13 protein-coding genes are annotated in these 12,840 nt (G+C 68.9%); 6 read left to right on the top strand and 7 right to left on the bottom strand.

Translation table 11 applies throughout. From position 1 onward, the window contains the following. Positions 1–144: 144 nt before the first annotated feature. A complete protein-coding gene (locus ACH4DZ_RS12380; protein ID WP_398286989.1) occupies positions 145–786 on the bottom strand; it encodes a TetR/AcrR family transcriptional regulator in 642 nt (213 codons plus the stop codon). A 90-nt stretch (positions 787–876) separates the two neighbouring features. On the opposite strand from ACH4DZ_RS12380, the gene ACH4DZ_RS12375 reads away from it, so the two are divergent. The 3 genes from ACH4DZ_RS12375 to ACH4DZ_RS12365 are packed head-to-tail and all read left to right on the top strand — an operon-like array spanning position 877 to position 3,027. Then, positions 877–1,683, top strand: coding sequence for an ABC transporter ATP-binding protein (locus tag ACH4DZ_RS12375; protein WP_398286988.1), 807 nt, complete (start codon positions 877–879; stop codon positions 1,681–1,683). A gap of 5 nt (positions 1,684–1,688) precedes the next feature. Continuing rightward, the gene (locus ACH4DZ_RS12370; protein WP_398287088.1) at positions 1,689–2,438 is read left to right on the top strand and encodes an ABC transporter permease; all 750 of its coding nucleotides are present in this window, start codon (positions 1,689–1,691) and stop codon (positions 2,436–2,438) included. Positions 2,439–2,451: 13 nt separating this feature from the next. Continuing rightward, positions 2,452–3,027 (top strand): cob(I)yrinic acid a,c-diamide adenosyltransferase, encoded by a 576-nt coding sequence (locus ACH4DZ_RS12365; protein WP_398286987.1) that lies wholly within the window; start codon positions 2,452–2,454, stop codon positions 3,025–3,027. Between the two features lie 102 nt (positions 3,028–3,129). Here the strand turns inward: ACH4DZ_RS12365 and ACH4DZ_RS12360 are convergent, their stop codons facing one another. Next, complete coding sequence (locus ACH4DZ_RS12360) at positions 3,130–3,672, bottom strand: hypothetical protein (RefSeq protein ID WP_398286986.1); 543 nt, start codon at positions 3,670–3,672, stop codon at positions 3,130–3,132. 162 nt (positions 3,673–3,834) lie between these two features. Between ACH4DZ_RS12360 and ACH4DZ_RS12355 the strand changes: the two genes are divergently transcribed. The 3 genes from ACH4DZ_RS12355 to ACH4DZ_RS12345 all read left to right on the top strand — a co-directional run bounded on the left by ACH4DZ_RS12355 (position 3,835) and on the right by ACH4DZ_RS12345 (position 7,634). Further along, on the top strand, positions 3,835–5,052 hold the full coding sequence (locus ACH4DZ_RS12355) for a sensor histidine kinase (protein ID WP_398286985.1): 1,218 nt from the start codon (positions 3,835–3,837) through the stop codon (positions 5,050–5,052). Beyond that, positions 5,049–5,690 (top strand): response regulator, encoded by a 642-nt coding sequence (locus ACH4DZ_RS12350; protein ID WP_398286984.1) that lies wholly within the window; start codon positions 5,049–5,051, stop codon positions 5,688–5,690. The genes ACH4DZ_RS12355 and ACH4DZ_RS12350 overlap by 4 nt, the downstream gene beginning before the upstream one ends. Positions 5,691–5,795: 105 nt before the next feature. Continuing rightward, complete coding sequence (locus ACH4DZ_RS12345) at positions 5,796–7,634, top strand: glycosyl hydrolase family 18 protein (RefSeq protein WP_398286983.1); 1,839 nt, start codon at positions 5,796–5,798, stop codon at positions 7,632–7,634. Positions 7,635–7,748: 114 nt separating this feature from the next. Here the strand turns inward: ACH4DZ_RS12345 and ACH4DZ_RS12340 are convergent, their stop codons facing one another. The 5 genes from ACH4DZ_RS12340 to atpA form a co-directional block, all read right to left on the bottom strand. Continuing rightward, positions 7,749–8,195, bottom strand: coding sequence for a DUF2550 domain-containing protein (locus ACH4DZ_RS12340; protein WP_398286982.1), 447 nt, complete (start codon positions 8,193–8,195; stop codon positions 7,749–7,751). A 128-nt stretch (positions 8,196–8,323) separates the two neighbouring features. Further along, the gene (locus ACH4DZ_RS12335) at positions 8,324–8,698 is read right to left on the bottom strand and encodes a F0F1 ATP synthase subunit epsilon (RefSeq protein ID WP_398286981.1); all 375 of its coding nucleotides are present in this window, start codon (positions 8,696–8,698) and stop codon (positions 8,324–8,326) included. Between the two features lie 128 nt (positions 8,699–8,826). Continuing rightward, complete coding sequence (gene atpD, locus ACH4DZ_RS12330; RefSeq protein ID WP_398286979.1) at positions 8,827–10,263, bottom strand: F0F1 ATP synthase subunit beta; 1,437 nt, start codon at positions 10,261–10,263, stop codon at positions 8,827–8,829. Then, the gene (locus ACH4DZ_RS12325; protein WP_398286978.1) at positions 10,263–11,180 is read right to left on the bottom strand and encodes a F0F1 ATP synthase subunit gamma; all 918 of its coding nucleotides are present in this window, start codon (positions 11,178–11,180) and stop codon (positions 10,263–10,265) included. Before ACH4DZ_RS12325 ends, atpD begins: the two co-directional genes overlap by 1 nt. Positions 11,181–11,200: 20 nt before the next feature. Continuing rightward, positions 11,201–12,793: a F0F1 ATP synthase subunit alpha gene (gene atpA / locus ACH4DZ_RS12320; RefSeq protein WP_328493910.1), complete on the bottom strand. Its 1,593-nt coding sequence runs from the start codon at positions 12,791–12,793 to the stop codon at positions 11,201–11,203. Between the last annotated feature and the right edge of the window lie 47 nt (positions 12,794–12,840).

Raw genomic sequence — 12,840 nt, 5'->3', positions numbered from 1 at the left:
ACGACTGGCGTTGACATCGCGAGACAGCCCCGAACAACACGTCTTCGAGTTGCCTCTCCGGCGGACCCTAGCGGTCGTGAGGTGCCGTGTGACCGCTAAGTAACGCGCGTCACGTCTCATCTGACGGACATCACACCGGGCGGCTCATTCCGCCGCCCGTACGGCGTAGTTGAGGACCTTCTCACTCAAAAGGTCCTCCATGCCGTCCAGCAGCGTCAGCACCTCGCGGGAGACCTCGGCCGGATCGCGCCCGGCGACCATCTCGCGCCCGACGGTGCTCATGACCGTCTGGTGGAGCCAGCCGATCTGCCCCGCCATCAGTCCGGGCGTCGGATCGTCCGGCGCCGCGCCCGTCTCCTCGCGCAAGGTGTCCGCCAGGTGGTCGTGGACCTCCTGCTGCAGGCTCCACAGCCGGGAGCGGAGGGCGGGCGCGTCGTGGATGACGCGCATGAACCGGTCGTACCCCGCCATCAGGCCGACCCGCGGCGAGACCGCCTCGACCTCCTCGCGCAGTTCGCGCAGGACGGCGGCGGCGGCCGACTCGCCGGGGTCCCGGCCGCGCACCCAGCGGGAGAGCCGGTCGATCACGCCCTTACTGCGGTCGAAGAAGAGGTCTTCCTTGGCCGGGAAGTAGTTGTACACGGTGTTCACGGACACATCGGCGGCGTCCGCGACGTCGACCATCGTCACGGTGACGAAGCCGTGCTCCAGGAACAGTCCCGTGGCGATGTCCGAGATGCGCTGCCTGGTCTCGCGCTTCTTCCGCTCCCTGAGCCCCTCTGCCATGGCCCCATCGTAGGCCGGAACCGGATTTTTTGGACTCCCTTAAATCTTGGTGGCATTGCAAAATTAAAGTGACTCTGTTTTTCTTGGCGCATGCCCATCATCAGCACGTCCGGCCTGGCCCGGACTTTTCAGACCAAACGCGGCCCCGTCGAGGCGGTCCGCGGCATCGACCTCACCGTGGCGCCGGGCGAGATCCTCGGCCTCCTCGGCCCGAACGGCGCCGGCAAGACGACCACACTCCGGATGCTCACGACCCTGCTGGCCCCCACCGGCGGCGCCGCCACCGTCGCGGGCCACGACCTGGCCGGCGACCCGGCGGGCGTCCGCCGCGTGTGCGGGTACGTGGCGCAGTCGGGCGGGGTCGACCCCCAGGTCTCCGTACGGGAGGAACTGGTCACGCAGGGCCGCCTCTACCGTCTGACGAAGCGGCAGGCGATCGAGCGCGCCGACGAATTGGCCCTCGACCTCGGCCTGACCGACCTTCTCGACCGGAAGACGGCGGCGCTCTCCGGCGGCCAGCGCCGCCGCCTCGACATCGCGCTCGGCCTCGCCCACCGCCCGAAGGTGCTGTTCCTCGACGAGCCGACCACCGGCCTCGACCCGGCGAGCCGCGCCGACCTCTGGGACCTCGTCCGCCGCCTCCGCGACCGGCACGGCACCACCGTCTTCCTCACCACGCACTACCTCGACGAGGCGGACGCGCTCGCCGACCGGCTCGTGATCGTCGACGGAGGGGTCGTGGTCGCGGAAGGCACGCCGAGCGCGCTCAAGCTCCGCCACGGCGGTTCGGTCGACGCGACGCTCCAGGACACGTTCCTGGCGATCACCGGCCGCACCCCGGAGCCGACGGCTCCCGCCCCCGCAACCGTCCAGCCGTCCGAACTTGTGAGGTCGTGACCGACATGCTTCTCCAGGACACCGCGCTGATCTTCGGGCGCTATCTCCGCCAGACCCTGCGCTCCAGATTCGCGATGCTCTTCGGCGTACTGATGCCGCTGCTGTACCTGCTCTTCTTCGGCCCCCTGCTCACCGATCTGCCGCTGGGCGGCGGCGGGAGCTCCTGGCAGATCCTGGTACCCGGTCTGCTGCTGCAACTCGGCCTGTTCGGCGCCGCGTTCGCCGGATTCATGATCATCGTGGAGAAGAACCACGGGGTCGTGGAGCGGATGCGCGTCACCCCGGTCAGCCGGCTCGCGCTCCTGCTCGGCCGGGTGCTGCGCGACACGGCCGTCTTCGTCTTCCAGGCGGTCCTGCTGGTCCTGGCCGCCGTGGTGATGGGCCTGCGCGCACCTGTGGCGGGCATCCTGATCGGCTTCGCCTTCGTCGCCCTTCTGACGGTCTCGCTGGCCTCGCTCTCCTACGCGCTCGCCATGCGCATCAGCTCACCCCACGCGTTCGGCCCGACGATCAACGCCCTGACCATGCCCTCCATGCTCCTGTCCGGCCTCATGCTCCCCATGTCGCTGGCACCGGGCTGGCTGGACGCCCTCTCGCACGTCATGCCGTTCCGCTATCTGGTGGACGCGATGCGGGACGGTTACGTCGGCTCGTACGCCACCGCCTCGATGGCGTACGGGGTCCTCGTGGCCGTCGGCCTCGCGGGACTCGCCGTGACAGTGGGCACACGCGTGTTCCGAACGGCTGGGGCGTAACTACGCTGGCCGCATGGTCAATCTGACGCGCATCTACACCAGGACCGGCGACCAGGGCACCACCGCCCTCGGCGACATGAGCCGCACCGCCAAGACGGATCCGCGGATCTCGGCGTACGCCGACGCCAACGAGGCGAACGCGGCGCTCGGCACGGCGATCGCCCTCGGCGACCTCGACGAGGAGATCGTGAAGGTCCTCTCCCGCGTCCAGAACGACCTGTTCGACGTGGGGGCGGACCTGTCGACGCCGGTCGTGGAGAACCCCGAGTTCCCACCTCTGCGCGTCGAGCAGTTCTACATCGACAAGCTGGAGGCGGACTGCGACCGCTTCAACGAGCAGCTGGAGAAGCTCCGCTCCTTCATCCTCCCCGGCGGCACTCCCGGAGCGGCCCTCCTGCACCAGGCGTGCACGGTGGTCCGCCGGGCGGAACGCTCGACCTGGACGGCCCTGGAATCCCACGCGGAGGTCATGAACCCCCTCACAGCGACCTACCTGAACCGCCTCTCGGACCTCCTCTTCATCCTGGCCAGAACGGCGAACAAGGAAGTAGGGGACGTCCTATGGATCCCGGGAGGCGACCGAGACTAGGGACGCGGGGAACGGCGCAATCTTGTCGCCTTGCGCCTGTTCTGGGGCGCGGGGAACGGCGCGACCAGCCCCCACCGGGCCCGCACCCCAGCCACCCCTTCGTCAGACCCCCGCAGGCGCCTTCTTCGGCCACACCAGATACGTCAACGCGATCACCCCGTGAACCCCGGCCACCCGCCAGGCCACATACCGCCAACTCTCCAGCGACCCGACCCGCCCCGGGTCATCGACGTACCAGATCGCGATCTGAAGCAGACCGGTCGCGACGGCAGCCGCCACCACCGTGCCGAGCCACACCACCCCTTCGTGCCGCGCCCGAGCCATCCCGTACTTCGGCGGCCCGGCCGGCCGAGGCCCCCCGCCGAGCCGATGCGCCGCATGCCCGTCGAGCCACGTCACGGTCCGGTGCCCGTGCCCGACGGTGTACCCGATGTACAGCGCGGCCAGCCCGTGCGTCCAGTTCGGCTCGGCCCCCGCCTTGAGATCCAGCGCGGTGACCACCAGCAGCACGACCTCAAGCAGCGGCTCGCACAGCAGCAGCGCCAGCCCCGTGCGGGGCATCTTCAGCAGATAGCGAAAGGCGAGTCCCCCGGCCAGCAGCACCCAGAAGCCGACCTCGCACACAACGATCAGCGTGACGATCACGACGAACTCCTCTCGGTCACCCTCCAAGGCTCGCGAGAGAACGACCGGAGATCGTCGTCGGCGATGACGAACCGCTCCTGCATCCTTCGATGTACTCGGACGGGCTCACGGACCGTTCTCCAGGAGCAGGCGACGAGCGGGCACGGCGTGTTGGATGGAGTCATGGCCATGCGACACCCCCGCCCGCACCGCGACGACGTGCGCATCGCGCTGGCGGGTCTGCTCGGCGGACTCCTCCTCTGGGGCGCCGGCCTCGGCACCCGCCCGGCCGCCGACCCGATCGTGCTCTGGTCGGGCCGCTGGCCGATCCTGCTGCCACTCGTCGTGATCGCGGGCTGCGAACTGCTGCGGCGCACCCACCCGCGCACCGGCCTGCTGGTCGGCGTCGCCGCACTGACCGTCGACACCGTCACGCAGGGCAACCTGGTGACCGTCGTGATGTTCACGGACCTCGTGTACGCGGCCGTCCTGTACGGCCCGCCCGCCACCGCCCGCCGCGTCCTGTGGATCAGCGGGGCGCTCACGGTACTCGGCACGGTGGTGCCGTTCGCGGTCTGGCGGGTCCCGGAGGCGCTGCTGATCGGCGTGGTCGTCGGTGTCGTGGCGTTCACGCCCGGCGCGACCGGGTGGGTGGTCCGCAACCACCGCGACGCCGCCGAGGCCGCCCGGCTGCGCGCCGAGCAGACCGCCCTGCTCGCCGAGATCGACCGCGTCCAGGCCGTCACCGCCGAACGCGCCCGGATGGCGAGGGAGTTGCACGACATGGTGGCCAACCACCTGTCGGCGATCGCCATCCACTCCACGGCCGCGCTCTCCCTCGACGACCCGGCCACCTCGAAACAGGCCCTCGGGGTGATCCGCGAGAACAGTGTCGAGGGGCTCGCCGAGATGCGCCGTCTCATCGGCATCCTGCGCGACAGCAGCGGGGACACCGAGCCGGCCGCCGCGCCCACCCTGGACGGGCTCGCCTCCCTGGTGGAGCACGCCCGCGGCAACGGCCTGGACGTCGCCCTCGACTGCGCCCACACCGCGCTCCCGGCCCCGGTCGAACTGGCCGCCTACCGCATCGTGCAGGAATCCCTGACCAACGCCCTCAAGCACGCCTCCCCCGGCCGGGTCACCGTCTCCCTCGTCCAGCGCGACCACGCCCTGGACGTGTGGGTGACCAGTCCTTTCGGCGAGGTCCGCCGCGACGGCCCCCGCGCCCCCGGTTCGGGCGCGGGACTGATCGGCATGCGCGAGCGGGTCGCCCTGCTGCAGGGCACGTTCGAGGCCGGACCCGGGACCGAGGCAGCGCGGACCGGCCCGCACGACACGACGGGCGGCAGAACCTGGACGGTCCGCGCCACCCTCCCGATCACCGAAGGGGAAACCGCATGATCCGTGTGCTCGTCGCCGAGGACCAGTCCGCCGTACGCGCCGGTCTCGTCCTCATCCTGGGCAGCGCCCCCGACATCGAGGTGGTCGGCGAGGCCGCGGACGGCGAGCAGGCGGTGGCCATGGCCCGCGAACTCCGTCCCGACCTGGTCCTGATGGACGTGCAGATGCCCCGCCTGGACGGCGTCGCCGCCACCCGCCAGGTCGTCGGTGAAGGCCTCGCCGACGTCCTCGTACTCACCACGTTCGACCTGGACGAGTACGTGTTCGGCGCGCTGCGCGCGGGCGCCGCCGGTTTTCTGCTGAAGAACACCGAGGCCCGCCGGCTCATCGAGGCGGTCCGCACGGTGGCGGGCGGCGAGGGGCTGATCTCGCCCGCGGTCACCCGCCGGCTGATCGCCGAGTTCGCCGCGCGCCCCGTCCGCGAACCGTCGGCAGACCCCTCGGTCCTGGAGGCGCTGACCCGGCGCGAGCGGGAAGTCCTCTCCTGCCTGGGCGAAGGCCTGTCCAACGCGGAGATCGGGGTACGCCTCGACATGGCGGAGGCCACGGTGAAGACACACGTCAGCCGCCTCCTGGGCAAACTGAAACTGCGCAGCCGGGTGCAGGCGGCGGTACTGGCGCAGGAGTTGGGCGTGTAACAACTAGTCGCACCGCACCCCCACAGTGGTCTGGACCTATTGACCTATGGTCCAGACCTTTCTATTGTCCTGCGCACCTCATAAAACTCCCCCAAGGAGACGCGGATGCGCCTCAGACGCAGACTCGGACACAGAGCCATAGCGGGATTCACCACCCTGCTGCTGCCGTTCGCCGCCCTGGTCGGGCTCGCGAGCCCCGCCTCCGCCGCCACGTCGGCGACCGCCACCTACGCCAAGACCCAGGACTGGGGCACCGGCTTCGAGGGCAAGTGGACCGTCAAGAACACCGGCACGACGGCCCTCAGCTCCTGGACCGTCGAGTGGGACTTCCCCTCGGGCACCTCGGTCACCTCCGCCTGGGACGCCGACGTCACCAGCTCCGGCACCCACTGGACCGCCAAGAACAAGTCCTGGAACGGCACCCTCGCACCGGGCGCCTCCCTCTCCTTCGGCTTCAACGGCTCGGGCACCGGCTCCCCCGCCAACTGCAAGCTCAACGGCGGCAGTTGTGACGGCGGACCCACGGTCCCCGGCGACAACGCGCCCTCCGCCCCGGGCAAGCCGACCGCCTCCGACATCACCAACACCTCGGTGAAGCTCGCCTGGAGCGCGGCCACCGACGACAAGGGCGTCAAGAACTACGACGTCCTGCGCGACGGCGCCAAGGTCGCCACGGTGACCGGCACCTCGTACAGCGACACCGGTCTGACCGCCGGCACCGACTACTCGTACACCGTGCAGGCGCGTGACACGGCCGACCAGACCGGTCCGGTCAGCGGCGCGACCGCCGTGCACACCACGGGCGGCACCACCGACCCGCCGCCCACCGGCGACAAGGTCAAGCTCGGCTACTTCACCGAGTGGGGCGTCTACGGGCGCAACTACCACGTGAAGAACCTGGTCAGCTCCGGCTCCGCGTCGAAGATCACGCACATCAACTACGCGTTCGGCAACGTCAAGGGCGGCAAGTGCACCCTCGACGACGCCTACGCGGCCACCGACAAGGCGTACACCGCCGACCAGTCCGTCAGCGGCACCGCCGACACCTGGGACCAGCCCCTGCGCGGCAACTTCAACCAGCTGCGTCAGCTGAAGGCCAAGTACCCGAACATCAAGGTGCTGTGGTCGTTCGGCGGCTGGACCTACTCGGGCGGCTTCGGTGAGGCCGCCGCCAACCCGGCCGCCTTCGCCGCGTCCTGCAAGGCCCTCGTCGAGGACCCGCGCTGGGCCGACGTCTTCGACGGCATCGACATCGACTGGGAGTACCCGAACGCCTGCGGCCTGAGCTGCGACACGTCCGGCTTCAGCTCCTTCAAGACCCTCAGCCAGGCGCTGCGCACCGAGTTCGGCTCCAACTACCTGGTCACCGCCGCCATCACGGCGGACGGCTCCTCCGGCGGCAAGATCGACGCGGCCGACTACGGCGGCGCCAGCGCGAGCCTCGACTGGTACAACGTGATGACGTACGACTACTTCGGCGCCTTCGACGCGGACGGTCCGACCGCCCCGCACTCGCCGCTGACCTCGTACAGCGGCATCCCGGCGGCCGGCTTCAACTCGGCCGACGCCATCGCCAAGCTCAAGAGCAAGGGCGTACCCGCGAAGAAGCTGCTGCTCGGCATCGGCTTCTACGGGCGCGGCTGGACCGGCGTCACCCAGGCCGCCCCCGGCGGTTCGGCGACCGGCGCGGCACCCGGCACGTACGAGGCGGGCATCGAGGACTACAAGGTCCTCAAGAGCTCCTGCCCCGCCACCGGCACGATCGCGGGTACGGCGTACGCGTACTGCGGCAACAACTGGTGGAGCTACGACACCCCGGCCACCATCGGCTCCAAGATGACCTGGGCCAAGAACCAGGGCCTGGGCGGCGCGTTCTTCTGGGAGTTCAGCGGCGACACGAACAACGGCGAACTGGTGACGGCCATCAACAACGGCCTCAGCTAACAGCCCCAGCCCCGTAGGGGCGCGGGGAACTGCGCGCCCAGCCACGACGGACCCGCGGAATCCACACGACCCCAGCGGCGCTGAACCGAAACCGCCCGGGCAGTGAGTGAATGGTTAAGCCACATTCACTCGCTGCCCGGGCGGCGCGGCTTCCAGCCAGGCAAGGAAACCGGTCAGCGCGTCCTCGCTCATGGCGAGCTCAAGCCGCGTACCGCGATGGACACAGGCGAGAATGATCGCGTCGGACAGCAACGCCAGCTCCTCCTCGCCCTCGGGGGCCCGCCGGCCGGCCACCTCGATCGCCGAGCGTTCAAGACCACGCCGCGGCCGAAGCGCGTACGAGAAGACGCGGAACCACTCGATCCGGTCACCGCTGTAGCGGGCGATGCCGTAGCCCCAGCCCTTGCCGCTGGTGTCGGTCTTCTCCGGGACGTCCCACCGCAGGCTGCAGTCGAAGGTGCCGCCGGAGCGCTGGATCACTCTGCGACGCAGGCCGAAGACGAAGAGTCCGAGGGCCACCAGCAGTACTACCGACCCGACCACAGTCAGAGCGAGGACCATCGACACCGACCTCCTCGTCTCCTAGGTAACGGAAAGGAAAAAAGCACCCGCATCGCCTCAGCCGCGACCCGGTCCGGAAAAGCTCCGGTCCTGGCCGCGGCTGAGTCACTTCCTTCTGCGCGCTGGTCTCAGTGCGCCGACACCGCCCGCAGTCGGACGTCCGCGCGACGCTCGGCGGACGCGTCGGCGTCCGACTTCGCGCGCTCCATCGCCCGCTCCGCACGCCGGACGTCGATCTCGTCCGACAGCTCGGCGATCTCGGCCAGCAGGGACAGCTTGTTGTCCGCGAAAGAGATGAAACCGCCGTGCACCGCGGCGACGACCGTTCCACCATCACTCGTACGGATGGTCACCGGGCCCGACTCCAGCACACCGAGCAGCGGCTGGTGACCGGGCATGACGCCGATGTCGCCGGACGTGGTACGCGCGACGACCAGGGTGGCCTCGCCGGACCAGACACTGCGGTCCGCGGCGACGAGCTCGACATGCAGCTCAGCAGCCAAGGTGGGCTCCTCGGGTCACCACCCGGCGTTCGCTGCCGGGTGTTGGGTCAAAGTCTAATGGGCGTAGTGAGAAGGGCGGGACCCGCCCCGCGAGGCACGGCCCCGCCCCCTCACTCAGAACACGCGGTTCAGGAGACGCCGAGTTCCTTGGCGTTGGCCTTGAGGTCCTCGATGCCACCGCACATGAAGAACGCCTGCTCCGGGAAGTGGTCGTACTCCCCGTCGATGATCGAGTTGAACGCCGCGATGGACTCCTCCAGCGGAACGTCCGACCCGTCCACACCGGTGAACTGCTTGGCGGCGTGGGTGTTCTGGGACAGGAAGCGCTCCACACGACGGGCACGGTGGACGACGAGCTTGTCCTCCTCGCCCAGTTCGTCGATACCGAGGATCGCGATGATGTCCTGGAGGTCCTTGTACTTCTGCAGGACCGTCTTGACGCGCATGGCGGCGTCGTAGTGCTCCTGCGCGATGTAGCGCGGGTCCAGGATGCGGGACGTGGAGTCCAGCGGGTCCACGGCCGGGTAGATGCCCTTCTCGGAGATCGGACGGGAGAGCACCGTCGTCGCGTCGAGGTGGGCGAACGTGGTGGCCGGGGCCGGGTCGGTCAGGTCGTCCGCGGGAACGTAGATCGCCTGCATCGACGTGATCGAGTGACCACGCGTCGAGGTGATGCGCTCCTGCAGCTGACCCATCTCGTCGGCCAGGGTCGGCTGGTAACCCACCGCGGACGGCATACGGCCGAGCAGGGTGGAGACCTCGGAACCTGCCTGGGTGAAGCGGAAGATGTTGTCGATGAAGAACAGCACGTCCTGCTTCTGCACATCGCGGAAGTACTCCGCCATGGTCAGACCGGCCAGGGCCACGCGCAGACGGGTGCCCGGGGGCTCGTCCATCTGACCGAAGACGAGAGCGGTCTTGTCGAGAACACCGCTCTCTTCCATCTCCGCGATGAGGTCGTTGCCCTCACGGGTGCGCTCACCGACGCCCGCGAAGACGGAGACGCCCTCGTGGAGGTTGGCGACACGCATGATCATTTCCTGGATCAGCACGGTCTTGCCGACACCGGCACCACCGAACAGACCGATCTTGCCGCCCTTGACGTACGGGGTGAGAAGGTCGACGACCTTCAGGCCCGTCTCGAACATCTCGGTCTTCGGCTCAAGCTGGTCGAACGAGGGGGCCTTGCGGTGGATGGTCCACCGGTCGCCCGTGTAGGCCTCGTCGGAGTTCAGCACCTCGCCGAGGGTGTTGAACACCTTGCCCTTGGTGAAGTCACCGACCGGGACGGAGATGCCCGTGCCCGTGTCGGTCACCGCGGCCTGGCGGACCAGACCGTCGGTGGGCTGCATGGAGATGGTGCGGACCAGACCGTCACCCAGGTGCTGGGCGACCTCAAGGGTCAGCGTCTTCTTCTCGCCGGCGTTGGCCGGGTCGGCCACCTCGACGTGAAGGGCGTTGTAGATCTCCGGCATGGCGTCGACGGGGAATTCCACGTCGACGACCGGGCCGATGACCCGGGCGACGCGGCCCGTGGCAACGGCCGTCTCAACTGTCGTCGTCATTACCTGTCACTCCCCGCGGTCGCGTCGGCCAGCGCTGCGGTGCCACCGACGATCTCGCTGATTTCCTGGGTGATTTCGGCCTGGCGGGCCGCGTTGGCAGATCGGGAGAGTGAAGTGATCAGGTCTCCCGCGTTGTCGGTCGCCGACTTCATCGCGCGGCGGGTGGCGGCGTGCTTGGAGGCAGCCGACTGGAGCAGCGCGTTGTAGATACGGCTCTCGACGTACCGCGGCAGAAGGGCGTCCAGGACGTCCTCCGCCGACGGCTCGAAGTCGTAGAGCGGGAGGATCTCGTCCTTGCCGGACGACTCCTCCGCGACCTCGTCGAGGCTGAGCGGCAGCAGACGGCTGTCGAGCGCCGTCTGCGTCATCATCGAGACGAACTCGGTGTAGACGATGTGGATCTCGTCCACGCCGCCCTCCGCCGTCTCCTTCTCGATGGCCTCGATCAGCGGAACGGCGACGTTCTTCGCGTCCGCGTACGAGGGCTCGTCGGTGAAGCCCGCCCACGAATCCGAGACCTTGCGCTCACGGAAGTTGTAGTGGGCGAGACCACGGCGGCCGACGATGTACGTGTCGACCTCCTTGCCCTCGGCCACCAGACGGGCGGTCAGCCGCTCCGCCGCCTTGATGGCGTTGGAGTTGAAGGCGCCGGCCAGTCCGCGGTCGCTCGTGAGGAGCAGCACCGCGGAACGGGTCGCCGTCTCGGCCTCCGTGGTCAGCGGATGCTTGGTGTTCGAACCGGTCCCGACCGCCGTGACCGCGCGGGTGAGCTCGGTCGCGTACGGCGAGGAGGCCCGTACCTTGCGCTGCGCCTTGACGACACGCGAGGCGGCGATCATCTCCATCGCCTTGGTGATCTTCTTGGTCGCGGTGACGGATTTGATGCGACGCTTGTAGACCCGGAGCTGGGCTCCCATGAGTCAGGTCCCTTCCGTCGTCACTTGCCCGCAGCGGCAGGAGTGTCCTCGCCGAGCAGCTTGCCGTCCGACGTCTCGAACTGCTTCTTGAAGTCCGCGATCGCGTCGGCGATGGCCTGCAGGGTGTCGTCCGACATCTTGCCGCCCTCCTTGATGGAGGTCATGAGGCCCTGCTCCTTGCGGTGCAGGTACTCCAGCAGCTCCTTCTCGAAGCGGCGGATGTCGTTGACCGGAACCTCGTCCATCTTGCCGGTGGTACCGGCCCACACGGAGACGACCTGGTCCTCGGTGGCCATCGGCTGGTACTGAGCCTGCTTGAGCAGCTCGACCATCCGCTGACCGCGGTCCAGCTGCGACTTCGACGCGGCGTCCAGGTCGGAACCGAAGGCGGCGAACGCCTCAAGCTCACGGAACTGGGCCAGGTCCACGCGCAGTCGGCCGGAGACCTGCTTCATCGCCTTGTGCTGCGCGGAACCGCCGACTCGGGAGACGGAGATACCGACGTTCAGCGCGGGGCGCTGACCGGCGTTGAACAGGTCCGACTCCAGGAAGCACTGGCCGTCGGTGATGGAGATGACGTTGGTCGGGATGAACGCCGAGACGTCGTTGGCCTTCGTCTCGACGATCGGCAGACCGGTCATCGAGCCCGCGCCCAGCTCGTCCGAGAGCTTCGCGCAACGCTCAAGGAGACGGGAGTGCAGGTAGAAGACGTCACCGGGGTAGGCCTCGCGCCCCGGCGGACGGCGGAGCAGCAGGGACACGGCGCGGTAGGCGTCGGCCTGCTTCGAGAGGTCGTCGAAGATGATGAGGACGTGCTTGCCCTCGTACATCCACTGCTGGCCGATGGCCGAACCGGTGTACGGCGCCAGGTACTTGAAGCCGGCCGGGTCGGACGCCGGGGCGGCGACGATGGTCGTGTACTCCAGCGCGCCGGCCTCTTCGAGGGCGCCACGCACGGAGGCGATGGTCGAGCCCTTCTGGCCGATGGCGACGTAGACGCAGCGGACCTGCTTCTTCGGGTCGCCGGTGCGCCAGTTGTCACGCTGGTTGATGATCGTGTCGACGGCCAGCGCGGTCTTGCCGGTCTGACGGTCGCCGATGACCAGCTGACGCTGGCCACGGCCGATCGGGGTCATCGCGTCGACGGCCTTGTAGCCGGTCTCCATCGGCTCGTGGACCGACTTACGGGCCATGACGCCCGGTGCCTGCAGTTCGAGCGCGCGGCGTCCGGACGTCTCGATCTCGCCGAGACCGTCGATCGGGGTGCCGAGCGGGTCGACAACGCGGCCGAGGTAGCCCTCGCCGACGGCCACGGACAGGACCTCGCCGGTACGCGTGACCGGCTGCCCCTCCTCGATACCGCTGAACTCGCCGAGGACGACCGCACCGATCTCGCGCTCTTCCAGGTTCAGCGCGAGACCGAGAGTGCCGTCCTCGAACTTCAGCAGTTCGTTGGCCATGGCCGAGGGCAGGCCCTCGACCTTCGCGATGCCGTCGCCGGCAAGGGTGACCGTACCGACCTCCTCGCGCGAGGCCGCGTCCGGCTTGTACGACTGGACAAAGTTCTCCAGCGCATCCCGGATCTCCTCCGGCCGGATCGTGAGCTCCGCCATCTGGGTTCCCTGCTCTCCTTGTTGGGCCCGAAGTTTTCTTGGGGGGT

This window comes from Streptomyces sp. NPDC017991 (assembly GCF_044328075.1).
In the GTDB taxonomy this organism is placed as follows: domain Bacteria; phylum Actinomycetota; class Actinomycetes; order Streptomycetales; family Streptomycetaceae; genus Streptomyces.
This window is presented reverse-complemented; position numbering and strand designations above follow the sequence as displayed.

Bases quoted from the DNA above. Each gene is read 5' to 3' on its own strand.
- ACH4DZ_RS12370 (WP_398287088.1), top strand. From the start codon at position 1,689: ATGCTTCTCCAGGACACCGCGCTGATCTTCGGGCGCTATCTCCGCCAG.
- atpA (WP_328493910.1), bottom strand. From the start codon at position 12,793: ATGGCGGAGCTCACGATCCGGCCGGAGGAGATCCGGGATGCGCTGGAG.
- ACH4DZ_RS12350 (WP_398286984.1), top strand. From the start codon at position 5,049: ATGATCCGTGTGCTCGTCGCCGAGGACCAGTCCGCCGTACGCGCCGGT.
- ACH4DZ_RS12380 (WP_398286989.1), bottom strand. From the start codon at position 786: ATGGCAGAGGGGCTCAGGGAGCGGAAGAAGCGCGAGACCAGGCAGCGC.
- atpD (WP_398286979.1), bottom strand. From the start codon at position 10,263: ATGACGACGACAGTTGAGACGGCCGTTGCCACGGGCCGCGTCGCCCGG.
- ACH4DZ_RS12340 (WP_398286982.1), bottom strand. From the start codon at position 8,195: ATGGTCCTCGCTCTGACTGTGGTCGGGTCGGTAGTACTGCTGGTGGCC.
- ACH4DZ_RS12355 (WP_398286985.1), top strand. From the start codon at position 3,835: ATGGCCATGCGACACCCCCGCCCGCACCGCGACGACGTGCGCATCGCG.
- ACH4DZ_RS12365 (WP_398286987.1), top strand. From the start codon at position 2,452: ATGGTCAATCTGACGCGCATCTACACCAGGACCGGCGACCAGGGCACC.
- ACH4DZ_RS12375 (WP_398286988.1), top strand. From the start codon at position 877: ATGCCCATCATCAGCACGTCCGGCCTGGCCCGGACTTTTCAGACCAAA.
- ACH4DZ_RS12325 (WP_398286978.1), bottom strand. From the start codon at position 11,180: ATGGGAGCCCAGCTCCGGGTCTACAAGCGTCGCATCAAATCCGTCACC.
- ACH4DZ_RS12345 (WP_398286983.1), top strand. From the start codon at position 5,796: ATGCGCCTCAGACGCAGACTCGGACACAGAGCCATAGCGGGATTCACC.